The sequence below is a fragment of the Rosistilla carotiformis genome, from assembly GCF_007753095.1.
In the GTDB taxonomy this organism is placed as follows: domain Bacteria; phylum Planctomycetota; class Planctomycetia; order Pirellulales; family Pirellulaceae; genus Rosistilla; species Rosistilla carotiformis.
In genome coordinates, this window is record NZ_CP036348.1 from 2,097,770 (window position 1) to 2,120,371 (window position 22,602).

General features: G+C 57.9%; 16 protein-coding genes and 1 tRNA gene. 7 read left to right on the plus strand and 10 right to left on the minus strand.

All coding sequences use genetic code 11. The features are described from left to right. Positions 1–499: 499 nt before the first annotated feature. From ribD to Poly24_RS07775, 4 genes are all read right to left on the minus strand, one after another. Entirely contained in the window at positions 500–1,615 is a 1,116-nt protein-coding gene (ribD, locus tag Poly24_RS07760; protein WP_145092884.1) for a bifunctional diaminohydroxyphosphoribosylaminopyrimidine deaminase/5-amino-6-(5-phosphoribosylamino)uracil reductase RibD, read from the minus strand. Beyond that, positions 1,612–3,027, minus strand: a complete 1,416-nt coding sequence (locus Poly24_RS07765; protein ID WP_231753513.1) for a DEAD/DEAH box helicase — start codon at positions 3,025–3,027, stop codon at positions 1,612–1,614. Before Poly24_RS07765 ends, ribD begins: the two co-directional genes overlap by 4 nt. A gap of 627 nt (positions 3,028–3,654) precedes the next feature. Beyond that, positions 3,655–4,179: a DUF6702 family protein gene (locus tag Poly24_RS07770; RefSeq protein ID WP_145092890.1), complete on the minus strand. Its 525-nt coding sequence runs from the start codon at positions 4,177–4,179 to the stop codon at positions 3,655–3,657. Continuing rightward, entirely contained in the window at positions 4,176–6,659 is a 2,484-nt protein-coding gene (locus Poly24_RS07775; RefSeq protein ID WP_231753514.1) for a M1 family metallopeptidase, read from the minus strand. Before Poly24_RS07775 ends, Poly24_RS07770 begins: the two co-directional genes overlap by 4 nt. A 326-nt stretch (positions 6,660–6,985) precedes the next feature. Here Poly24_RS07775 and Poly24_RS07780 point away from each other — a divergent pair, with 326 nt between their 5' ends. Beyond that, positions 6,986–7,351 (plus strand): GxxExxY protein, encoded by a 366-nt coding sequence (locus Poly24_RS07780; protein ID WP_145092894.1) that lies wholly within the window; start codon positions 6,986–6,988, stop codon positions 7,349–7,351. Positions 7,352–8,492: 1,141 nt separating this feature from the next. On the opposite strand, the gene pepT is transcribed toward Poly24_RS07780, so the two are convergent. Then, a complete protein-coding gene (gene pepT / locus Poly24_RS07785) occupies positions 8,493–9,737 on the minus strand; it encodes a peptidase T (RefSeq protein ID WP_145092897.1) in 1,245 nt (414 codons plus the stop codon). Between the two features lie 137 nt (positions 9,738–9,874). After that, complete coding sequence (locus tag Poly24_RS07790; protein ID WP_145092900.1) at positions 9,875–11,320, minus strand: Gfo/Idh/MocA family protein; 1,446 nt, start codon at positions 11,318–11,320, stop codon at positions 9,875–9,877. A 525-nt stretch (positions 11,321–11,845) separates the two neighbouring features. Between Poly24_RS07790 and Poly24_RS07795 the strand changes: the two genes are divergently transcribed. From Poly24_RS07795 to Poly24_RS07810, 4 genes are all read left to right on the plus strand, one after another. Continuing rightward, a complete protein-coding gene (locus Poly24_RS07795) occupies positions 11,846–13,021 on the plus strand; it encodes a 3-keto-disaccharide hydrolase (RefSeq protein WP_145092903.1) in 1,176 nt (391 codons plus the stop codon). A gap of 77 nt (positions 13,022–13,098) precedes the next feature. Continuing rightward, the gene (locus Poly24_RS07800; protein ID WP_197452402.1) at positions 13,099–13,737 is read left to right on the plus strand and encodes a TerB family tellurite resistance protein; all 639 of its coding nucleotides are present in this window, start codon (positions 13,099–13,101) and stop codon (positions 13,735–13,737) included. A 130-nt stretch (positions 13,738–13,867) separates the two neighbouring features. Further along, positions 13,868–13,939: transfer RNA gene (locus Poly24_RS07805), tRNA-Cys, on the plus strand. 613 nt (positions 13,940–14,552) lie between these two features. After that, entirely contained in the window at positions 14,553–15,290 is a 738-nt protein-coding gene (locus Poly24_RS07810; RefSeq protein ID WP_145092909.1) for an outer membrane protein, read from the plus strand. Positions 15,291–15,551: 261 nt separating this feature from the next. On the opposite strand, the gene Poly24_RS07815 is transcribed toward Poly24_RS07810, so the two are convergent. From Poly24_RS07815 to Poly24_RS07830, 3 genes are all read right to left on the minus strand, one after another. Further along, positions 15,552–16,769: a HEAT repeat domain-containing protein gene (locus Poly24_RS07815; protein ID WP_197452404.1), complete on the minus strand. Its 1,218-nt coding sequence runs from the start codon at positions 16,767–16,769 to the stop codon at positions 15,552–15,554. Positions 16,770–17,025: 256 nt separating this feature from the next. Then, positions 17,026–17,769, minus strand: a complete 744-nt coding sequence (locus Poly24_RS07820; RefSeq protein WP_145092919.1) for a tetratricopeptide repeat protein — start codon at positions 17,767–17,769, stop codon at positions 17,026–17,028. A gap of 973 nt (positions 17,770–18,742) precedes the next feature. After that, the gene (locus tag Poly24_RS07830; RefSeq protein WP_145092927.1) at positions 18,743–19,213 is read right to left on the minus strand and encodes an FxsA family protein; all 471 of its coding nucleotides are present in this window, start codon (positions 19,211–19,213) and stop codon (positions 18,743–18,745) included. Between the two features lie 198 nt (positions 19,214–19,411). Between Poly24_RS07830 and Poly24_RS07835 the strand changes: the two genes are divergently transcribed. Beyond that, positions 19,412–20,128, plus strand: coding sequence for a ThuA domain-containing protein (locus Poly24_RS07835; protein ID WP_197452405.1), 717 nt, complete (start codon positions 19,412–19,414; stop codon positions 20,126–20,128). Between the two features lie 892 nt (positions 20,129–21,020). Here the strand turns inward: Poly24_RS07835 and Poly24_RS07840 are convergent. Then, complete coding sequence (locus Poly24_RS07840) at positions 21,021–21,452, minus strand: Fur family transcriptional regulator (protein ID WP_145092934.1); 432 nt, start codon at positions 21,450–21,452, stop codon at positions 21,021–21,023. 468 nt (positions 21,453–21,920) lie between these two features. Here Poly24_RS07840 and Poly24_RS07845 point away from each other — a divergent pair, with 468 nt between their 5' ends. Then, positions 21,921–22,571 carry an IPTL-CTERM sorting domain-containing protein gene (locus tag Poly24_RS07845; protein WP_145092937.1) on the plus strand — a complete coding sequence of 217 codons (651 nt, stop codon included), beginning with the start codon at positions 21,921–21,923 and terminating at the stop codon, positions 22,569–22,571. The last annotated feature ends 31 nt before the right edge of the window (positions 22,572–22,602 follow it).

The window sequence follows — 22,602 nt, forward strand, 5'->3', positions numbered from 1 at the left end:
TGGGCAGCAAGTGTGAAGCCGTCGATTGTGTTTTGCTTGATTTGCGCGTGGCCTCAACGAGGCCTTGTTGCTGGGAGCTGCCGCATTCGCCGATCGCTGGGCGTCAACGCGCTCCCCCGCCGCTAGGCGGAACGTGTACTGTGGTCTATTGTACAGAGGAGAACCCGATCGGTTGCGTGGTTTTTCGCCACCACAAATCAGTTTTCCAAAGTAGGATCGGCGTTTTCAACCGCCGCCGGTAAGCTCGATTTCACGGCCCCTGCCAACGGACACGCCCCAGCGGTTCCCATTCTCTCAATCCCCCCCCCACCGAATGAAATGCGGCGTCGGCGGCGGAAAGGTTCACTCGGAGGCGCAGAGCGCACGGAGGAGACGTCGCCTTCAAACCAAATTGCGCAGGTTCTGCTGCCAAGCAATACCTCTGCGCTCGCAGCGCCTTTGCGTTTGAACCAGTCCCGCCGTTTCAACGCAGGACGCGGCGCACCGTTTGCCCGAAGCGCTACCGGACGCGACGGGTGGTGACCAGAAGGTCGCCTTCGATCGTTTCGACCTGCAGCGGTTCCAGGCTTGGCGATTGGGCGATCTGCGATAGACCGACGCCTCCCAGCGGCCCTGGAGCGGTCGAGCCGCCAACCAACTTGGGAGCGATGAAGATCTGGTACTCGTCGATCGCGTCGACTTCAAAAAAGCTGGCCAAGACTCCCGCGCCCGCTTCCAACAGAATATTGGTCATCCCTTGGTCGTGGCACCACGCCATCAGTTGCTCGACGCCGCCGGTACGGGTTCCCGATGCGTTGACGATCACACCGCAGCCCGTGTTCCGCAACGCGTCGATTCGATCTTGCGGTGCCGCAGCGCCAACCATGACGTGCAACCCGGCAAGCGACTGGGTCTTGATGAGTGTGGAATCCAGAGGCACCTGCGCCCGATCATCCATTACGATGCGGGCGGCAGTTCGCGGGCCCGGTGGCCGCGCGGTCAACGTGGGGTCGTCGGCTAGAACACTGCCGATTCCGGTCACGATCGCATCGACTTGGCCACGCACTTGGTGCACCCTTCGACGGCTCGCCTCGCCACTGATCCACTGGCTGTTGCCGCAGTGGGTCGCAATCTTGCCATCCAAAGTCATCGCCCACTTGGCGATCACCCACGGCTGTCGCTGACGGATGCGTTTGATGAACGGAGCGTTCAGGCGATTCGCTTCCGCTTCACAAACACCAACTTCGACCTCGATCCCGGCGGCCCGGATCTGCGCGATCCCACGACCTGCCACTTCGGGGAACGGGTCGACCGCGGCCACGACCACGCGCCGCGGGCGGGCGGCGATCACCGCGTCGCTGCATGGCGGCGTCTTACCGGTATGGCAACATGGTTCCAGCGTCACATACCAAGTCGCCCCGGCCGGATCACATCCGGCGGGCAACGCAGAGAGAGCTTCGCGTTCGGCGTGCGGACCGCCGAACTTTTGATGAAACCCTTCGGCCAGGGCGACGTGATCGCGAACGATCACACAGCCGACCATCGGATTGGGTTCGACACGCCCCTTCCCTTGAGCGGCTAATGCAAGCGCATGACGCATCCATTGCTGATCGTCGGGAGGGGGGGCTTGGGTCATACCACTTCGGCCCACATGCTTGCGGGACGAGGACGTTTGCCCTTAGGCTTTGGCTTCGCGGCAGCTTTTGCTGCAGCGATGGTCGCCGACGCACCGTTTTGTGGTGCGTTTGCGGCAGCGGCAGCGGCGGGCAGTTTATTCGAGCGTGGTTTGTTCGCACGCGGCTTGCCCGAGCGCGGTTGTTGGGACGCCGCGGTGCCATTGGACGCACCGGCATTCCGTCGCGAACCACCCGGGCGACGCGTGGTCGACCGCATTTCGTGACGCTCGGCGGCCGTGACCGGCTTGGGCTGTTCGCCACTGACCTGCAGCTTTTGCCCAATCAATTTCTCGATCGCGTGCAATTCGCCACGTTCGGCAGCGGTGCAGAACGAGATCGCCAGCCCTTCGGCTCCCGCACGCCCGGTCCGACCGATGCGATGCACATAGGATTCTGGTTCGGTTGGCAGATCAAAATTCACGACGTGTGTGACCCCGTCGATATCGATTCCGCGTGCGGCCACGTCGGTGGCGACCAATACTTGGACCTGGCGACGACGGAAGGCATCCAAAGCCCGCTGGCGTGCGCCTTGGGATTTGTTGCCGTGGATCGCAGCCGATGAAATCCCGCTCTTGACAAGTTTTTCCGCCAACGTGTTGGCGCCACGCTTGGTCCGCGTGAAGACGATCGCGCGGTCGACATCGTCGCCCGAGAGGATCTTACGCAGCATCGATTGCTTGTCGTTGCGTTCGGCATGGATCACGCGCTGTTCGATGCGTTCAACGCTTGTCGTCTTAGGAGTTACGTTGACGCTAACCGGATCGCGCAACAAACGCTGGGTCAGTTCGACGATCTTCGGCGGCATCGTGGCCGAGAAGAAGAGCGATTGGCGTCGTGCGGGCAGTTTGGCGACGATCCGCTTCAGGTCGGGCAGGAAGCCCATGTCGAGCATCCGGTCGGCTTCGTCGAGCACAAAGACTTCCAAGCGATCCAAATGGATATGCCCTTGGTTCATCAAATCCAACAAACGGCCGGGCGTTGCCACGAGAACGTGGACGCCACGTTGCATGTCGCGAACTTGTTTGTGCTGACCGACGCCGCCGTAAACCAAAGCGTGGCGAAGCTTCAGGTGCTTGCCGTAGGTCTCAAAGCTGTCCCCGATCTGGATCGCCAGTTCGCGTGTTGGAGCAAGAACCAGCACACGCGGCCGTCCGGGCTGCGTTTGTCCGGGATTGGCACCCAAACGGTTCAGGATCGGCAGCGCAAAGGCGGCGGTCTTGCCGGTGCCGGTCTGGGCGCATCCCAGCACGTCGCGCTGGTCGAGTGCCGCAGGGATCGTTTGCGCTTGGATCGGTGTGGGAATTTCGTAGTTTTCTTCGGCCAAAGCGCGTTGCAAAGGAGCGATCAGGTCGAGTTCTTGGAAAGTTTTCAAAGTGGTTCCTAACAAGGATGTCACGGAACAGTCGCTGGGCATTGGAGCCGCAAGGCGGTCGGTCCGTGGGTTCGCGCCGTCAAATTCGGCAGCGAAGGGTGTGTCTGAATGAAACCGCAAAGGTTGCGGTCGATGCGACAAACTTGGAACGCGGGCGGCATTTCTGGAACCGGCGGGCAAGCCAACGCATTTGCCGCACGCGCGGCGATTCTGGACAAACAAGAAAGTCACAGAATTTTGCGTCCAGTGTGGACGCGAGCGACGATCCAGAGCGGTTTACATCAACCGATGGAGGTCACCGTATGCGGAGTGCGGCGAATTTGCCGACACGCGTTTGGCAGGGTTTGCAGGAGCATCCAGCCCCATCGCAGCAGATCCTGTTGGCCCGGAAAACGTTTTCAATTCAGATGAACAACGCTACTCGTTTGTTCCGCGGCCAGCGAGCGAACGCTCCGTGGGGAGCGGTCGTCTGCGAAAAGAGTACACCAAGAACAACGATTCTGCAAGCTGGAAAGGGCGGTTTGGGTAAACGGGTTGGTTGGGAAGGACCATAAACTCGCATTGGTTGGATTCCGCAGACCTCGGGCCCCGACGGCTCGCCTGCAATCCAGTCGGCCGAGGCAATCGCTAATTATCGGCTGGCAATTGCGGGACAACCATTTCCCACTTGGCTTGGGGGCCGTCGCGGCGAAGTGTTTGATTCGGATCGGCCTTGGTGAAACGGAGCGTCTGTTTTTCATTCGCTCCCATCAACAGTAGGGTGTTGACCTGCGTCGAAGCGATTTCGTGCAACATCCGATGGCTGATCCGCAGTTCGCGCGAAGCCGCATCGGGTTGCAGTTCCAGGTAAACCCAGACGTATTTGGTTTCGTTCTCCATCCCCACCCAGTGCCACTGCGCGGGGCGATCCTGGCCGTCGACGGCGGTGAACTTGGCTTTCACGTAGGCCATGATCGCGGCTTGCAACTGGTCGCGATCCGTCGTTTCCAGGTCGATCCGTTTGCCAGCGTGCTTCGATAACGCAAGCTGGAAATCGCGAGGCTCCAGTCGGATCGCAATTTCGAATCGCCCCGACTGCGGATTCCATTCCCCTTCCGCCAAACTGACGTGAAACGGATGCATCAACATCGATAACAATAGAGGAAGGATCATTCGGCCGCCTCCGCAGTTGCAGGTTGGGGTGCGGGCTTCGATGCCGCAGCCGGCTTGGCTGTTTCGGCTTTGGCAACAGGCTTCTTCTCCGCAGCCTCTTCTTCGCTCGACTCTTTCCCCTTGTCAGCGTCCGACTTCTTCTTTGCTTCGTTTGCCTTTCGCATCGGGTTGGACGATTTCTTGTCCTTGTACAACTTAAATCGGCTGGGGACGATCCGCGGCGGATAGAAGTTGTTCGACGCATCGGTGTCGGCCAACTGGTGTCGCGGATCGAGCTCGATTCGGTCGAGTTCCTTGTCGGTGATCACCAGTTTGGAAACCGTCTTGTTGTTCGTTCGCCAGATCTCCGCCGGAATCTCCAACATCTGTTTCGATCCGTCGGTGTAGCGGATCTCGGCGATGATCGGCATCACCAGACCGCCAACGTTTTCAAAGGTCAGGACGTAGAAGTTCGTCTTGCGACGGATCAGTTGTTTCTCTTCGGCGTTCAGGCTTTCGACAAACTTCTGAAACGCTTTCCGCGAATCCTCGGTGACTTCCAGTTCGTCGAAGTCGTTGTAAAAGTCTTTCAGGCCAGGGAACAGATCGATCCGTTTTTGCAGCGGTTCGTTCCGCTCAGCCGACAGCGATGGCCGCCGCTTATCTTTTTCCTGACGCTTGCGTTCGGCCTCTTCATCGGGATCGGAGCTGTCGATCTGATACAGCTTGACGTCGCGGATCGCGAGATCGACGTGGTCGGTGCTGTAAAACCATCCGTTCCAAAACCAATCCAGGTCGACTCCCGAAGCATCTTCCATCGTGCGGAAGAAATCGGCCGGCGTGGGGCGTTTGAATTTCCAGCGACGGGCGTATTCGCGGAAGGCAAAATCGAACAGCTCGCGGCCCAGGATCGTTTCTCGCAAGATGTTCAGCGCCGTCGCCGGTTTGCCGTAGGCGTTGCTGCCAAACTGCAGGATCGATTCGCTGTTGGTCATGATCGGCACCTGGCCGCTGCTGCGCATGTAACCGGTGATATCCTCCGGCTCCCCTCGCTTGCTCGGGTAATCCTCTTCCCATTCCTGTTCGGCGAGGTACTGCAAAAACGTATTGAGCCCCTCGTCCATCCAGGTCCATTGCCGTTCGTCGCTGTTGACGATCATCGGGAAATAATTGTGCCCGACCTCGTGGATGATCACCGAGATCAATCCGTATTTGGTCCGGGCGGTGTAGGTCTTATCCTCCTCCGGTCGCGGCCCGTTGAAACAGATCATCGGATACTCCATCCCGTAGACCGGACCGTTGACACTGATCGCGATCGGGTAGGGGTAATCGAAGGTGTAGCGGCTGTAGACGTCCAACGTGTGGATGATCGCGTGTGTCGAATACTTGCTCCACAACGGTTCGGCTTCGTTCGGATAATACGACATCGCCATCACGGGGTTCTCGTTTTGGTCGTGACCTTGAGCGTCCCAGATGAACTTGCGACTGCTGGCCCATGCGAAATCGCGAACGTTTTCAGCATGGTAGACCCAGGTCTTGTCCTGCTTGCTGCGATCCTTCTGATTCTTCAAAGCTTCTTCAGGCGTGACGACGAAGACAGGTTCTTTGGCGGTCTTCGCCTTTTCCAGCCGCTCCCGCTGCGTTTCGGTGAGCACTTCTTCGCCGTTTTGCAACACGCCGGTCGCCGCGACGATGTGATCTTCTGGAGCGGTGATCCGGACCTCGAAATCGCCTAGCTCCAGCGTGAACTCACCGCGTCCCAAGAACTGTTTGTTCTGCCAGCCTTCGTAATCGGTGAACGCGGCGACGCGTGGATACCAGTGCGCGATCTCGTAGATGTAGTTGCCATCTTTCTCGAAGAACTCGTACCCCGTCCGGGCGTGAATTAGTTTGCTGTCGTTAATCAAGTAGTCGAAGCGAATTTTGACGGTCGTCGATTCGCCAGGCGGCAGTGGCGTGGGCAGATCGATCCGCATCATCGTCTTGACGATCGTGTATTTCAGCGGTCCGCCCTCGGCATCGGTCACGCCGTGGATCTTGAAGCCTCCTTCAAACGATTCCCGTGCAAGGAGCGATCGAATCGTATTAAAGGATGCGCGGTCGGAGAGATTCGGTGCCGTCGCGGTTGCGATCGCGTCGGATCCCGGTTCAAAGATGTTCTGGTCCAATTGGATCCACAGGAACCCCAGCGGCTCGGGAGCGTGGTTGTGGTAGTGGATCGTTTCGCTGCCGGTGATCTTCTGGTTCTGGTCGTCTAACCGCACGTCGATCTTGTAGTCGGCTCGCTGCTGCCAATATTCCGGGCCGGGCATTCCCGATGCGGAGCGGTATTTATTGGGCGTTGGCAGCCACTGGTCGATCTGCCGAAAATCATCGGTCTGACCGTATTTATTGTTCGGCCGCGGTTGAGCTTGGCTGGCTACCGGTTCGATGGCAGCGTGGGCAATCAAAATCGCCAAGGCCAGGATGGGAAGAGAGGATCGTCGAAAGAACACGACCATGGAGAGTCTCATCAAGTAGGTGGGAAGGCATGGTGCAAAGCAGCGTCTGTACAATCATAGTACAACGAACACGGGGCGGGGAACGGAAAGCATCCCCCACACGCCCAGCTTATCTCTTTCGTCCACCCACGCCGGCACCAGCGCAGGTTTAGCGGTCGCGATACGGGCCTTGCCGCAGCAAAACGCGTCTTCAATGCATCGACTGAGGCTCAAATAGCCTGAGGTCAAACCTCCAAAGGAAGGTCGTGCGCATCGCGTCTACCGAAATCAACGGCTTGTGCACGCATACGTTCTAGCCACAGAGATCACAGAGGACACAGAGCACGATGAGCGATGACCTGACAGAGAAGATAATTGGGGCCGCGATTGAGGTGCATCGTGTTTTGGGCCCGGGGTTACTGGAGTCTATCTACGAGGAAGCACTTTGTTATGAACTCCACATACGTGGCATCGCATGCGAACGACAAAAAGAAATCGATGTGATGTATAAGGGACACATCATCAAGGGACAAAAGCTTGATCTAATGGTTGAGGGTGAGGTGGTCGTGGAATTGAAAGCGGTCCAAAAGCTTCCCGACGTGGCTACGGCTCAAACGTTGTCCTATCTCAAATCCACTGGATTGAGGCGGGCACTACTCATGAATTTCGGTCAGGCGAGGCTTGTTGACGGCATAAAGCGACTTTCTCTGTAAAATCTGCCATACCAGGAATATGCCTCGATCGCAGGTGCCATCGAGCCACAGAGGGCACCGAGAACACAGACGGTCACCAGACAAAAACTCATTGGCCTCTGAGTCCTCTGTGGCAAGCTTCGAGTATTTATTCTGCCGCACAAGAATGACGCCGCCACCGCCGACGTGACTGTGAGCCACAGAGGTCACCGAGAACACAGAGGATCACCAGACAAAAACTCATTGGCCTCTGAGTCCTCTGTGGCAAGCTTCGAGTATTTATTCTGCCGCCCATGAATGACGCCGCCACCGCCGACGTGACACTGTGGGCCACAGAGGGCACCGAGAACACAGAGGATCACCAGACAAAAACTCAGTGGCCTCTGAGTCCTCTGTGGCAAGCTTCGAGAATTTATTCTGCCGCACATGAATTGCGCCGCCACCGCCGACGTGACACTGTGAGCCACAGAGGTCACCGAGAACACAGAGGATCACCAGATAAAAACTCAGTCGCCTCTGAGTCCTCTGTGGCAAGCTTCGAGAATTTATTCTGCCGCCCATGAATTGCGCCGCCACCGCCGACGTGACACTGTGAGCCACAGAGGGCACCGAGAACACAGAGGATCACCAGACAAAAGCTCAGTGGCCTCTGAGTCCTCTGTGGCAAGCTTCGAGAATCTATTCTGCCGCACATGAATGACGCCGTCACCACCGCGTAACTGTGAGCCACAGAGGGCCACCAGACAAAAACTCAGTGGCCTCTGAGTCCTCTGTGGCAAGCTTCGAGAATTTATTCTGCGGCACATGAATGACGCCGTCACCACCGACGTGACTGTGAGCCACAGAGGTCACCGAGAACACAGAGGGTCACCAGACAAAAACTCATTGGCCTCTGAGTCCTCTGTGGCAAGCTTCGAGAATTTATTCTGCGGCACATGAATGACGCCGTCACCACCGACGTGACTGTGAGCCACAGAGGTCACCGAGAACACAGAGGATCACCAGACAAAAACTCAGTGGCCTCTGAGTCCTCTGTGGCACGTTACCAATAACTGCAATCGCGTCATACCGAATCGAATGGGACCGATGGCCACTGCAATTCAAAATGGCCCAGCAGACGGCACAACGGCTACGCGCTTCGTACATCCGAACAAGCAGCGACTCAGGCCGAAACCTCCGACCACAACCGCAACAATTCCTGCAGGTGCTCGACCGCCTGGATCATCTCTTCCAGGCATGCGAATTCGTGTAGCGAATGGATCGCGTGCTGACCGCTGGAGAGGTTTGGCGTCGGCAGCCCCTTCTCCGTCAACGCCGAACCATCGGTCCCGCCGCGGATGATGCTGCGTCGGACCGGGCGGCCCAGGTTTCGGAACGCCTGCTCCGCCAGATCGGCCACCCGCGGATTCTCTCGCAAACCGTCGGCCATGTTGCGGTATTGCGGTTTGACTTCGACGCGGACCGCGAGACCGGGATATTGCTTTTCAGTCGCCGTTGCCGCTTGCCGCAGTCGATCGGCGTATTGAGTCAGCTCCGCCGTATCGAAGCTCCTCAACAGCACGCGTAATTCCGCCCGGCCGACGCCACCTTCGATCTCATACGGATGGATGAATCCGTCGCGGCCATCGGTCGATTCGGGAGATAGCGAATCGTCGGGCAACTGCTGCAGAAAGAAGCCCGCCGCGCGCGTCGCGTTGACCATCCGCCCTTTGCCGATCGACGGATGGATGTTCCGCCCGGTAAAGGTGACCCGCACCCCATCGGCCGAAAAAGTTTCGACGTCCAAATCTCCCGCTCCGCCACCGTCCAACGTGTAAGCGGCGACGGCATCCAATTGAGCCAAGTCGATCTTGTCGGTGCCGTGTCCGATTTCTTCGTCGCAGCTGAACAAGATCTTGACCGGACCGTGGGGCAGTTGCGGATTTTCGATCAGCGTCGCCACCAATTCCATGATGATCGCCACGCCCGCTTTGTCATCGCCTCCCAACAGCGTCGTGCCATCGGTGGTGATCAAGGTCTTGCCGACCAGATCGGCCAGTTCGGGACAGTCGGCGACGCGGATGACTTGATTGTCTTCGGGCAGCGGAATATCGCCTCCCTGATAAACGATCACCTGCGGCTTCACATCGTCGCCGGGAGCTTCGGGCGATGTATCGACATGGGAGTTCAGTGCGATCGCCGAAGCGCCAGCGACGTTTGCTGGGACCGTTCCCCAGACCAAACCGTGGTCGTCCATGTGCGCATCGGCTACGCCCAGTTCTACCAATTGCTCCGCCAACACGCGGCTCAAATCCTTCTGCTGCGGACTGCTGGGATAGGTCTCGCTGTGCGGGTCGGCCGCAGTGCCGATCTGAACATATTGCAGGAAACGTTGCAGCAGACGCTCGCGGTTAACAGGAACAATCATCGGCGGATTCGGGTGGTTGGAAACGGTGGGGAAATCATGGGACTCATCAAAACGGAATCAGGCGATGAGTATACAAGAAACGGGGCCCCAGAATAATCCTGAGGCCCCGTTTGCGTTTTTCCAATGTCACACCAAGCCTACGCTTGGATCGTTGGCACTTCGTACCCTTCGCGGTATTTCCGTTTCAAGAAGGCGTTTGCCGCATCGGCATCGTCGCCAACAAACTGCTCCGTCTTCTCGTCGATCGTCAACAGATGGCTCATCTGAATCGCGCTGTTGTCCAACGACAGGTCGTGCGATTTCAGATGCTGATCCATCTCGCAAATCAAATCATTCCACTGGGGCAATTCGACCGCTGCGGCATCTTTCTGCGAGAACGGTCGGCCGGCGCGGAACGCGATGTTGGCCAGATTGCACCATCCGGTGCTGTCGTTTCCGACGGCGACATCGGTCTTCAACAGGCTGCGATCGTGGCTGCGCACCGCATCGATGAAGTTCGCTTGATGCAACACGTTGCCCCCCGATCCCTTGAAGCTGGCAAGCTTTCTCCCATCGGCATCATACGCTTGAGCGCGGCCGCGTTGGCCTTCCAATCGGCCTCCTTCGCAATAGACGACGTATCCGCTGCCCGGTCCCGGATGCTCTGGACTCTTTTTAACGCCTGGTTCATTAGGAAGATTCGACAGGCCGATGACGACCGGAATCGATCCGGTGTCGAAATACGCAAAGTGAACGTTGGGTGTTTGCCCCGCATCGTCCAGGACCACGCGTCCGCCGCCGCCAAGAATTTGCTTCGGCAACGCGACCCGGTCTTGGAAGACGTTATTGCGAACATCGTCCAGGACGTGGACACCCCAGTTGCCCATCTCGCCCGATCCGGTGTTCCAATCCCAGTGCCAATCGTACTGCAAATTATTGCGGAAGATCGGTTCGTCTTGGGCTGGCCCCAGCCACAGATCATAAGCGACCGACTTGTCGATCGGCAGCGGCTCTGTCCGGCGCCCGATCGAACCTCGCAGACCGTAGCGGTTGACGCGGACCGCTTGGATCGCTCCCAACGCTTTGTCGTCGTGCAAGTACTTTTGAATCTCCGCCTGCATCGGATCCGAACGCTGCTGCGTTCCGACCTGGCAGATTCGATCGTACTTCCGCGCCGCCGCGACGGTCTGCCGACCTTCCCACTGGCTGTGCGACAACGGCTTTTCGACGTACACATCTTTGCCCGCTTCCATCGCCCAAATCGTGGCCAGGCAGTGCCAGTGGTTGCAGGTGGCGACGACGACCGCGTCGATGCTGTCCGAGGCGATCAGATCGCGAAGGTCTTTCCAAGTTTGCGCTTTGGGAAACCTTCGGCTGGTGCGGCTCAAGCGAGCCTGATCGGGATCGCAAAGACCGGCGATGTTGACCCCGGGGACTTTTTCGAAGTAGCCCATCAATTCGTTCGATCGTCCGCCACAGCTGATGAAGCCAACGTTGATTTCGTCGTTAGCCAGGGCTGCGGTCGCGCGGCGACCGGGGAGCGTCGCGACAGCGCCGGCAGCGAGCCCAGAAGCGACAAACTGTCGTCGTGTTGCTTGAGTCATGTCTAAAAGTCCTTTTGATAAAAAAGAGCGTTAGGGAAGATAAGAAGCAGCTATCCGCCGGTGGCGGTCCACTATCGGACACTGGCGAGTTTCTATAATAACCAATCTCGGTGTGTTTCGCCCACCTAGAATGTCGCCTGGACAGGGCAATTCAGTGTTTCAATTTGAGGTATCAGCCGCCACGCGTTAGCGTCCGGTTTACCTGGAGAACCGGACGCTAACGCGTGGCGGCTAGTTTGCCTATGCACAAACACTGATTAGCCCTGGTCGCCAGGGAAGGGCAATTGAGCTTTCCGAACAAGAACGCCAAAGGAAATGGTAACCCGACGCGTCAGCGGGGCACCGCGTGAATTCCTCGCTGACGCGTCGGGTTACCAAGAATGCCTATCTTGAAACAGCGATCTGCCGTGAGGATGTAGCTGGCTGGTGGGTTAAGTACAATCGGAGGCTCTCCTGCCCACCTCGAGCTGGCGGCTGCCTGATCGCCGGCAACCCGATCTCCCTTCCTTTGATTTGAGTCGAAACATGCATCGCAGCTGGATTGTCGCTCTCGTATTGCTGCTCGCCCCCACAGCGAACCTCTGGTCGCAACAGAAGGACGACGGTTTTGTCCCAATGTTTAACGGCAAGGACCTGTCGGGCTGGCAACTGGTCAACACCGATCCCCGCACCTGGTCGGTCGAAGATGGGATGCTGATCTGCAGCGGGAAACCGATCGGCGAACTGCGGACCGATCGGATGTATCAGAACTTCATCATGGAAGTCGAGTGGCGGCACATGGTTCCCAAAGGGAACGCCGGAATCTTTGTCTGGGCCGATGATATCACCGCCAAGGGACAGCCGTTTCATCGCGGGATCGAAGTCCAGATCCTCGAGAACGCCTACGGCAAAGCCGATTGGTTCACCACACATGGCGATATCTTTCCGATCCATGGGGCCAAGATGACTCCGGTCAACGATCGCGGTGGCAGTCGCGCTTTTCCGACGGAAATGCGTTCGCTGCCGACGCCCCAGTGGAATCACTATCGGATCGAAGCGATCGACGGCACGATCTCGCTGGCGGTCAATGGCAAAGTCGTCACCCGTGGCACCGACTGCAACCCGCGCAAGGGCTATCTGTGCATCGAATCCGAAGGCGGCGTCGTCCATTACCGCAACGTGAAGATCAAAGAGCTGCCCGATACGCCGATCGAAGCCAACATGATCGCGATCGCCGATCGCGGTTACCGCTGTCTGTACACCGGCATCGACTTGACCGGTTGGAGCGTGCAGCAGCCCGCAGGTGCGGCGGAGCAGACGGCGGAAAAGGCAGCTGGCCATTGGAAGCCGAGCGACTGGGTTCTCTCCTGCACCGGAGCCGCTGGCACGAACCTTCCACTTGCCTCCGACGAAGCCTTTGGCGATTATGGATTTGTCGTCGACTTCCGACTGACCAAGGATTCGGGCTCGCCACAGATTCGTCTGCGTGGCGATGCGGCCGCGGTAGCGATCGCGGGTGACGATTCGCCGCTGACGCCTCATCTGGATAAGGTTGGCAAGTGGAATCGGATCGAAGGAGAGGTTCGCGGCGACAAGGTTTCGCTGACGATTAACGGCACACAGATCGAGCCGTTTGCGGCGACGGGATCCGCCGACGCCAAGGGGCCACTGACGCTGGTCCCCGACGGCCCCGTCGACTTTACCAACATCTTCGTTCGCTAGCGGTGACGATGTTCGGGTGGCCGATCCGCGTCCGGTCGACGTTGTCAACATTATCGTTCGATAGAAGGAGAAGGCCGATGCTATTGATTGGGACAACCGATTTGCGTCGCACGCGCGACCGCGGCGATTTTCGCTGTCCCCAGTGTCGGCAGCTGCAACCGTATCGACTGAAGAGCGTCCGGCCGTTCCTGACGCTCTACTTCATCCCCACGATTCCGATGGGGGCGGTGCAACATTACGTCGAATGCGACGAGTGCCGGCAAGCGTTTGAGCCGGCGGTGTTGGAGATCGATCCATCGACCGCCGTCCATTTGGAACAGCAGCAGTTCCATCAAGAGGTGATGAACGTGGCGGTCCTGACCGTTGTTGCCGATGGCGAGATCACCGAAGCGGAGATTAAGTCGCTAGGGCATGTCGCCGAAATGCTGTTTGGTGAACCGACCGACCGCGAGGACCTTGGTCGAATGTGCGCCGCGGCGACGCAGGTCGGCTACAAACCTCATAACTACTTGCGCAGTGTCATGCCGCGATGGGACCGCGATCAGAAGTACCTGGCGATGAAAGCGATCTTCATGGCAGCAAGTGCGGAGGGGGATCTTACCCCCGAACAGCTGGAAGCCTTGGTGGCGGTCCGGCGAACGCTGGGATTGAGCGAAGAAGATTTTCAGGCCGCGATCGAAGAAGCACTGGCGATCGCCGACCAATTCGACCGATAGTTCACTCCATGCCGGTACGGTACAATCAGAGGGCTAACGCAGACTGGGTTAGTTTTTTTGATTGGGCAGGCAAATTAGGTTAAAGCGACTTGACCAGATTTGCCGATTCTCCTATCGTACGACTCCTCAAGGCGCCGTGGCCAAGTGGCTAAGGCAGTGGATTGCAAATCCACCATCGCCGGTTCGAATCCGGCCGGCGCCTCTTAGAAGGATACCATTTAAGAAGCCCGCAGGAACGAAAGCTCCTGCGGGCTTTTTTCGTGGGTACACGGCTCGTTGCCCAACGCGGCCACGCGGTCATCCAAGCGAGATCACCGGCGGCTCGACCGCTTCACGCATTCCCGACCGTCTCGTTCCTTCCCCAATGCGTCCAACAAGTCGAAGGGAACCGGGGAGTGCTGAACTCGTCGACTCGCAAGTACCGTTGACGTCAAACGTCGCGGAGTCCCAAGCCGACGTCACCGCCCATTCGGCGGACGCTCCCATCCCCACAAGTCACCAGTGGGTTGGTCACCCACAATCTTCTGGAAACGGCGCGCTGCTTCGCCGTGTGACAGGAGCCTCCACAAATTTCCCGCGTCGGGGATGTTCGGACGAAGGTGAACACCATTCCCATCGAGGCAAGTTCGAGCATTTGACGTCAATGTACCCAAGTTTTGCTATACGCGACCGCTCCACCTGTTCCAGTTGTTGTGGCGCTGCGCCACACCCACAGGGACTACTTCTCGTTTCTCGTGATTGAATCGAGAGAGAGGCGACGAATCTTAGGGTGCCAAGTAGACCACTTTGGCTACTTCTTGGGCGGCGTGTTTTCCATGGATCACTGGCATCCCCAACACAGTGCTTCCAGAAAATTTCCGCTCGTTGGCACAAACTCCTATTTGAAGAAAAGGATTTCCACGATGAGACGGACACTCTTTCTTTGCATTGCCATGCTCGCATTTTGCACCTCGGCCAAAGCGGAAACGCTGGGCCAACGGATGGCCAGCGGCAATTGCGAATGCAATCCCTTCTATGTTTCGGTATCGTCCGGGTGGACGTTTCTTTCCGATGTAGAAGACGGCATATTCTCCGCCGATTTTAACTCGGGCCTGAATGCCAACGTTGCACTCGGCTGGCAAGAAAAATTTGGTCGTGTTGAATTCGAATACAGCAAATTCGATTTCGATTTCGATACCGTCGGCTTCGGCCCTTTTAGAGCCGATGCAGATGGCAGTCAGTCCCTCGACACCTGGATGGTCAATGCTTACATTGATGTCCCCGTAACATCGCGTCTAACCGGGTACGCTGGAGCAGGCTTGGGAGTTGCTCAAACGTCTGCCAACAGCTTGGCCACCCTTGCGGGCACTGTCAGTGCAACGAGCGAACTCGGTTTCGCGTATCAAGCGCGGGCTGGTATTTCGTTCGACCTGACCAACCGTGTCGAACTGTTCAGTGGATACCGATTCCTCGGAACCGAAACCATGACGCTTCAAGATTCAGTCCTTCTAGTCCCGTTCAGCGACAAGCTGTTCGTCAACGAATGGGAATCGGGCATTCGTCTGAAGTTCTAGACGCAAACGATCACTTGACCAAACATCTTGGATCGATGGCGGTGCAGCGTTCGCATGAACGCTGCACCTGTCTTTCGTTGACGCAGTCGCCGGTCCCATTCAGGCGGTAAACACTTGTTCGTTTTTGTGTTGGGAAACGAACATCCGACGCTGGCGACGTGCAACGTCCGTCCGCTTCCGCCACCGTTGTTGGCCCGGCATTGGCGATAGCGTTCCGCGCCACGACCAGGCTGCGCGGGCCTACCGCACTGCAAGGCGAACCTATTTAAAAGACACATGGGCTTCTTGCCACCACGTGGTCCATTTGTCTGCGTCGTCGCCAAAGTTTTGCTGAGTCAGTTTCTCCAGTCCGGCAACCGCTGCAGCGCGGACTCGGGCGTCACCGTCTTGCAACGCGATCATTAAGGCTTCCACAGCGACGGGATCTTTTACGTTCGCCAGAGCACGGGCTGCGGCGATTCTTAACAGCGGCAGCCGCGCCTTCAGCCCCGCCAAATGGGGCACAAGCTTGAGACTGGCGAGATCGGCAAGTTTTTGCTCCGCCTGTCCGTCGGCAGCTTGTCGGCGAATGGCTTCGACCATCGCCATGATCTCGTCGACCGACTGGGGAATCTCAAGTTGGGGCAGCTCGATCCCTGCCGGGATCAGGCTTTCCAAAGTGCTACCGGCGCGCAACTCCTCCACGGTCGGCAGTTTTCCGCCGCGCAACACGTTCAGTTTCAACAGGACATCCAGCTTGGCGCGATCCGCTGCGTCCAACGCCTGCACTTCCGCATGTGCCTGCGCCCGGACGGCGGGATCGGCGGAAAAGATGCCGCGCGCGGTTGCCTTCGCCTGAACCGACACATCGACCTGTTCAAGCGACGCCGCACCGACAGCTTCTGACTCTTTCAAAAGATCCGCGGCGGCTTGCAGGTCGGTGCTGGGAACTTGGAAGGTCGCTTGTAATTTGCTGGGTGATACCCCCGCGCGGTCGATCCAGATCGCCGACTGGTAAGCCCAGATCGAAAGATCGCCGCGAAGCGACAGAATTCGCTGGCAACGTGGATCGACAGCAGCGATGACAAACGACTGTCCGGCCGGCGGAGAATTCTTGTGGTAGTCGATACAGACGACTTGGACCAGAAAGCCATGCTCGCTGGCGTCGTTCAATTCGATCGACGCGGTACGGCGATAGGTCCCCTGAGCGGTCAGTTTTCCCTTCAAACCTACGGCCGCCAGTCGCTGGACGTCGCCGCCTTGAGGCAAGAAGAGCGTTCCGGGGGTGACGGTCAGTTGCAGATCTCCAGCTGCTTGCTTCCGCAGATAGAGCTTCATGCGATCCCCCATCGCCCCGCCGAGAAAATCGATCCGGACACTCACTGCCCCCGATTCGATGGCGGCGTGCAATTCCAATCGACGGGCTTCGGCAAACACAGGCAAAGCGAAAAGTCCTAGCCATGCCAAAGAAAAACGGATCGCAAATTTGATCGATAACATCAGCGCACTCGGTGTTGGAAGATTGAGGTTGGCGGCGAGCGATTGTACCGCAGACTGGCAGTGCATGAAGCAACCGAAATGAGTAAACGCAGGGGCGTCCCGTATTTACGTTGAGACGGTTCGACGCATGAGCCAAAGCGGCCGACTTCTCGACCGGTCCCACGGCACTCGCCCACGTACCGGATGGCTCGACAAACGGGAGCGGAATCCAGCCCGCGGGTGTCATCCGAAACGTCCTCTCACAGGCAAGCAAGTCTTATTGAGCGGCTGGCTTCTCGGTTTCTTTCGTCCGAGCAACGACTTGTTGCAGGTGGACGTTGGCGACGTCGGCCATGTAGTGGGTTTGGTTCAGCGAAACCGCTTTTTTCAACCAACGTTCCGCGTCGGCTAAATTGCCTTGAGCGTCTTGGTACATCCCCAAGTAGAGCCAACCGTAAAACTGAGCCGATTTGGCAGCGGGAGAATCTGCTGGGAATGCCGCGATGGCATCGGTCACGGTTTGGATCGATGCGGTACCGGCAAACAGGTCGTACACCTCTTGCAGCGGAGGCCGGGAATCGCCGGGAGCGGGCAGGTAATCGTTGACTGCTGCATCGGTGCCCTGGAGCCGTGCGACACACATGTAATGCCAAACTGCGTTTTCGACGTCGTGCGCGTTCACGGTCCGGTGAACAACAAACTGTCTCCGCCCCGCTTCGAATTCGCCTGCATAATATTGGGCGATTCCACGCTGCCACATGAAGGGAATCTGAGCGGGCTGGATTTGGGCCGCTTCGTCGAAGGCAACTAAGGCTTCTTGAGCCAATCCGGCGCGAAGCAACAAGCTGCCACGGGCCATCGCAGCGGAAAAGCTACCGGGGTGCTGAGCATCGATTATTTTTGCGATTTCCGCCACGCGAGCGGTGTCGCCACTGCGAAGCGCTCGATAGCCCTCCGCCTCCCAATGACCGACCGTTTGGATTGGCACCAGCACCGAAAGAACCAGCAGAAACGTTAGCATTTGGGATCCCGATCGTTTTTGTTGGCATCGAAATTTGATGCGGCCTGCATCGATGAATTGCAAAAAACGGTTCAAATGTACGATTTTTGCCAAACCGCCCAGATTGACAACGGCAAAGTGTTGGTTAGTTTAACGTGACAGGAAAATTGTTGCAAATCGCATCAAGCCCGTAAACGACTTGATTCCCCGCGCGCATTCGATGCATCGAGGATGGTCCTCTTGGGAAAAAGGTCGCTTGCTTCTGGTTTCAGGAGCGGTGGTTTTAGCGGTTTGTATTGGGTACCCAGAAACTTTGTTTGGAGATTTCGGAATGAAACGTACTATCGTTAGCTGCGTTGCTGTAGTTGCAATGATGATCGCATTCGGCACAACCGCTGAAGCGGGTCACAAGAAGAACAAGTGCTGCGCTCCAGCACCGACTTGCTGCGAAATGGTTGAAGAAGTTAGCTGTTGCGAAGCACCAGCACTAACCTGCTGCGAAGCACCAGCACCAACTTGCTGCGAAGCACCAGCTCCTAGCTGCTGTGGCGCTCCCGTTGTTGAAAGCGGATGCTCGAGCTGCGGCGGCGAAGTTGTCGTCGAAGCTGCACCCGCATGTGCATCGTGCTCGGGTACTGTTGTCGACAGCGCTCCAGTAATCGTTGAAGAAGCTGCTCCAGCACCAGCCGCTCCAGCTCCAACTCCAGAGCCCGCTGCAGACGCTGCTTCGCCTTCGGACGCGGCTCCACCCGCTCCTGAAGCGAGCAACCTGCGTGCTCCAAACGTTTACCGCATGGTAAGCTTCCGTCGCTAAGTCGACCGGACGTTTGAAGTTGAATTGTACAAGCCGGGATGGGAACCCAATTTGCGTGCGGCTTGCACGCGGATAACTAAGGCTGTCCTTGAATAGGACGACAATCTACGAAACCTCTGTTGCCAAGTTTGGCGGCAGAGGTTTTTTCATGCGCCGATTTCTCAGCGACTCAGATCCAGATCAACTGTCGGTCCGTTCGTCGCTACGGACCGACGCCGCAGCGGCATCGATCGTGTTGGGATCCGCTTGCGTCGGCTGCGCGTTTTCGCCGAAACCGAAGCTTTGAATTTGAAAGCGACCGCCGATCCGAGCGGCCAGAAAGTGCCGAGCCAATAACCGCGTCTGCGGGATCAGCAGCAGAAAACCCATCGCATCGGTCAGCAGCCCGGGAGTCAGCAGCATCCCGGCGGCAAAGAAGATCAGCAGCCCGTCCTGGACTTCGGGAGCGGGCATGCGTCCTTCGGCCAGCGCCTGGCGAAAGCGTTGCCAAGCGAGCGCCCCCTGCCAACGGGCTAGCGCCGATCCGACGATCCCGGTGAAGATCACAATCCCGACGGTCACCAGCAGGCTGGTCGCCTTGGACAGCTGGATCAGCATCGCCAATTCGACGAGCGGGATGATCGTAAAAGCGAGCAGCAATTTGAGAAACAACGGAACGGATCCTCCCCGAATTTTTAGGTCGCCGGGGCCAACATGCCGCGGCGGTTTCGATTACTCTACGATGCCTGAGATTCACAGTGAAGGTCGCTCGGTCGGTCCGCGCGAACCCGCTGCGTTGGTTCATCATATCCCCTCCCCGGAGCGCGTCCCATGCGTCTGTCCTCGATCGCTTCTGTTCTTCTCTTGTGCTTGCTTGTTATCGGGGGTCGCGCCACCGCCGCTGAACCGCTGCGTGCGTTGCTAGTCACCGGCGGTTGCTGCCACGATTACGAAAACCAAATCAAAATCTTGCAAGCCGGATTGGGCAAGCATCTGAAGATCGATTGGACCGTCGAACAATACGATGAAAAACGCGACCGGAAGGCCAACGTTTACACCAATCCGAAGTGGGCGGAATCGTTCGACGTGATCATCCACAACGAATGCTTTGGTGGCGTCACCGATGGCGAATTTGTCGAGAGCATCGTCGCCGAACACGTCCGGTCGGGCGTCCCCGCCGTCGTCATCCATTGCTCGATGCATTCGTATCGCAACGCTCCCACCGCAGACGCGTGGCGTGGATTGATCGGTGTGACGTCGAAGCGGCACGAGAAGGCAAAGCGCAGCCTGAAGGTAGTCGCTCGCGAAGCGGAGCATCCGATCCTCGAAGGCTCCCCCAGCCCCTGGTCGACTCCCAACGGCGAGCTGTACATCATCGAACGCTCGTGGCCGAACACTCAAGTTCTGGCGTCGGCGTACAGTGACGAAGAGAAAGCGGATCAACCGGTCGTCTGGACCAACACCTACAAAGGCGTTCGCGTCTTCGGGACCACATTGGGACACCACAACGAAACGATGCAAGACGATGTCTGGTTGAACCTGACAGCCAAAGGCATCCAATGGGCAACCACCCCCGACGCGGAGTAGTCCTGGCCGTGATCGCATACGAGCACGAAGCGCACGTTTTGATGTTGCGCGTTGATGGGGGTGCTAGTGAGAATTGGTATTGCTGAAAGAGGTGAGGCATCCTGAGTTTGTGAGTTACACCGTCCGCGAGGCGTTGCTGGTAGGCATTCGCTATCGCGAGCATCAGTGGCATCAGCGACGGCTAAAAAGCAACCACGGACTCCGCACACTGAGGAAACACGACACTGAGCTTTTATCCCAGGAATACCGGTGCGTCGCCTGATTAAAGCATCCATCGGCGCAACATCAAAAAGCGCAAGCGAGTGATTCCACACCACGAGATCACACGACGCGGAAGGCGACCATCAGTCTCTGAGCGACATGTCGACCGTTCCGCCAGCAACAATCTGGCGTATTCGCCCAGTAGCGAATCGCTGAATGGATCGTTGGTCAGGAGGGGGGATGGAGCGGTCTTCAATGCGGGCCTTGCATGCCAGTCGGGGCTGGTGACGCGACGCTACATGTGCAGGCTCTGTCGTGTCGCTTGTGCATAATGGTTGCAACTGCGTCCGTCGTGCAGACCAGGGCAAAGCAATTTTTCCATTGGGAGCGTCTCAGGAAATGGGGGCGGGGGGCGAGAGCGAGGAATTGTCGCGGTGCCTCACTTTTGAGTCGGGGTTCCCATCATGCCTCGACGCAAACCGCACTTTGCCCTGGGGCCCAAGTTTGGACGCGGGAACTGGAGGGGGGCGCGTTATCGAGCGAGAGGAGCTGGCATGCAACTTTGGGGAAAAATGGGCAAATGCATTGCACAGGGGAGCAACATTTGCGCGAAGAAAGCTTTGCGCTAGCGAGAATTCCCGTTGTCGCGTGGGGGCGAAGAAGGTTTCTGCTGGCGCCGCTCCGCTGCCGATCAGCGGCAATCGTTGCAGTGGCCGCGCAACAAAATTTCGGTGACCTCGCCAACCTGTTCGCTGACGCGCTGACTGCCTGCGGTCAGCTTGACTTCATCCAAACAGGAGACGGTCCCGCAATCGACGCACAGGAAATGGGGGTGTCCCGCATCGTGTTGGGAGTCGGCATCGATCGCTTCAAAACGCCAGACGTGATCTCCGACTTCGGTCCGTCGCAACAAGCCCGCTTCGACCATGTCGTTTAAGTTGCGGAATGCCGTCGCCTTATCGACACCGGTGGTAGCGAGATGTTCGGCGACGGTGGCGTGGGTCAGAGGAGAATTTGACTCGCGAAGCAATTGCAATGTAGCAATTCGCGCCGGCGTGGCTCGTAGCCCCGCGTCGCGAATCGCTTGCTTGACCAGGTCAAGCGATTCGTCGTTTTTGGTCATGTAGGGTTTCCTGACAAGAGATACCGTTCAGTTTACCCAATAGCAATTGAGATGCAAGTGCTACACAGTGTAGGGAGCAGGGCAAATCCGTGTTTCAAGCTGAGGTTTCGGCCGGCAATCGCAAGCACTTCGTCCGCCCAACTGCCCGACCGCCAAAAGCTTGGGGATCGCTAGGGGAGGGACTGCAGTACCGGTCGACGCACGTGTCGGTGATGCGCTGCTGTTGTTGGGGGGATATGGGAGACCAAACCGGGCCTCGATGCTGGATCTCTCAGTTGTCGTTGCGCTCTGTTCCTCGCCACGGGCGTCTCGAGGTTTGCTGAAGTCCGTGTGGAGTGAGTTCACCTCGGCTTCTCCTTTTTTATCTCCGGTAATGCGTCCCTCACGGCGCTTGCCGCGGATTCGAGCGTCCAGACGCATGCGCGTCGACGGGGATGGGCGGCTGACCAGTGCCGACCTTTCCATCTGATGTCGTTACTGCTGCTGGTGTGCAGCGGCGCGGGAACCGCCAGTGCCGATATCGTGTCGACGATGACCCCTTCGACCGCGAGCTACAACGTCGGCGACAGTGGCTACATCGATTTGATGATCTACAGCACTTCAGCCGATGCCTTGGATTCCTATTTCGCCGGCGTGAATATTGCCGGAGGGACCGGGCTCACGTTTAGGGATCCGCAGAGTGAAAGCTTCCTGTCGGACGGGAACTATGTCTTTGCTGGCAGAAGCTCGAACGTAATCAATATGTTTCCGGCAACGATTCCCGGTCTCGGTGGAAGTGAAATTTCGGTCGGCGATTTCAGCGAAGACCCTGGATCGCCTTTCACCCCGCTGCCCGTGAACCTACCGAACGCGGGATCGCCGAACCTCTTGGCGCGACTGGAATTCGACACGAACGCGGCGGGCGTGTTCGATTTCACGTTGGATCCTGGATCGTCCTTCTCCGACGAACTCTTCAACGACTTTGCCTTCACCTCCTCGGGAACCAGTGTCACCGTCAATTCGACGGCCGCGGTTCCCGAACCGACGAGCATGACGTTGCTGGGTGCTGCATTGCTGGGGGCCGGTTGGCATCAACGACGCCGACGGCGCAAGGCAACATCGGAGAGCGTTGCGGCATAAAGGATCCTGAATAAACTGCCCAGCACGACGC

Bases quoted from the DNA above. Each gene is read 5' to 3' on its own strand.
- ribD (WP_145092884.1), bottom strand. From the start codon at position 1,615: ATGACCCAAGCCCCCCCTCCCGACGATCAGCAATGGATGCGTCATGCG.
- Poly24_RS07770 (WP_145092890.1), bottom strand. From the start codon at position 4,179: ATGATCCTTCCTCTATTGTTATCGATGTTGATGCATCCGTTTCACGTC.
- Poly24_RS07775 (WP_231753514.1), bottom strand. From the start codon at position 6,659: ATGGTCGTGTTCTTTCGACGATCCTCTCTTCCCATCCTGGCCTTGGCG.
- Poly24_RS07780 (WP_145092894.1), top strand. From the start codon at position 6,986: ATGAGCGATGACCTGACAGAGAAGATAATTGGGGCCGCGATTGAGGTG.
- pepT (WP_145092897.1), bottom strand. From the start codon at position 9,737: ATGATTGTTCCTGTTAACCGCGAGCGTCTGCTGCAACGTTTCCTGCAA.
- Poly24_RS07790 (WP_145092900.1), bottom strand. From the start codon at position 11,320: ATGACTCAAGCAACACGACGACAGTTTGTCGCTTCTGGGCTCGCTGCC.
- Poly24_RS07795 (WP_145092903.1), top strand. From the start codon at position 11,846: ATGCATCGCAGCTGGATTGTCGCTCTCGTATTGCTGCTCGCCCCCACA.
- Poly24_RS07800 (WP_197452402.1), top strand. From the start codon at position 13,099: ATGCTATTGATTGGGACAACCGATTTGCGTCGCACGCGCGACCGCGGC.
- Poly24_RS07810 (WP_145092909.1), top strand. From the start codon at position 14,553: ATGGATCACTGGCATCCCCAACACAGTGCTTCCAGAAAATTTCCGCTC.
- Poly24_RS07815 (WP_197452404.1), bottom strand. From the start codon at position 16,769: ATGTTATCGATCAAATTTGCGATCCGTTTTTCTTTGGCATGGCTAGGA.
- Poly24_RS07820 (WP_145092919.1), bottom strand. From the start codon at position 17,769: ATGCTAACGTTTCTGCTGGTTCTTTCGGTGCTGGTGCCAATCCAAACG.
- Poly24_RS07840 (WP_145092934.1), bottom strand. From the start codon at position 21,452: ATGACCAAAAACGACGAATCGCTTGACCTGGTCAAGCAAGCGATTCGC.
- Poly24_RS07845 (WP_145092937.1), top strand. From the start codon at position 21,921: ATGTCGTTACTGCTGCTGGTGTGCAGCGGCGCGGGAACCGCCAGTGCC.